This window comes from Vibrio sp. 1069 (assembly GCF_033340555.1).
The window spans coordinates 1-848 of record NZ_JAWOWP010000213.1 but is presented as its reverse complement, the minus strand read 5'-3'; the positions used below and the strand labels follow the sequence as shown (position 1 = coordinate 848).

General features: G+C 43.4%; 1 protein-coding gene. It reads right to left on the bottom strand.

What is annotated here, in order from left to right; translation table 11 throughout:
* Positions 1 to 848, bottom strand: an 848-nt coding sequence (locus R7040_RS25525; protein ID WP_318097434.1) for an EAL domain-containing protein, incomplete at both ends; no start/stop codon positions are given.

Sequence of the window (848 nt, the reverse complement as noted above, 5' to 3'; positions counted from 1 at the left end):
TAGGCGTATTGGCCACCAATTTGACGCTGATTAAACAAACTTTGTTCGAACTCGTTACAAGGCATCGGTTTTCCGTACAAAAAGCCTTGTCCGATATCGCATCCTTCGCCAATCAAAAACTGCTCTTGTTGTGGCGATTCAATCCCTTCAATGACCACTTGCAGCTCAAGTTTTTTCGCAATATGGATGATGGAACAAATGATTGCGCGGTCATCGTCGGATTTTTCCATTTGCTGAACAAAACTCTTGTCGATTTTGATGGCATCAAAAGGGTACTTCTTCAAATAACTGAAAGAGGCGTAGCCCGTACCAAAATCATCAAGTGACAATGTCACGCCAAGTTTGTTCAATTTTTTAAGGGTCGTTCGTGCGACCACTTCATCAGCAATTAACGCACTTTCCGTCACTTCTAACTCAAGAAAACGTGCCGGAAGGTGGAACGCTTCGAGAAGGTGTTCAACTTGCTCGGCAAAATTCACGTTCTGCAGTTGAATAGGAGAGACATTTACCGCAACTTTGAAATTATCGAATAACTCAGACCACTGTTTGGCTTTGTCGATAGCAGTACGCAAAACAAATGAGCCAACTTCAAATATGAGCCCATTTTGCTCAGCCATGTGGATGAGCGCTTCGTTAGATACATCACCTAAAACGGGGTGACGCCAGCGTAATAGTGCTTCTGCACCTATCCATTTGTGCGTATGAGGGTTCACTTTCGGTTGGAAATACAACATCAAATCGTCATTACGTACCGCTTGGAGCAGATAACTTTCAAGCTGATTATGGTTGTTTAACTCATGCGTGTGGCTCTCACAGAAGTAACTGTAAGCTTCACCCGACTCTTTACA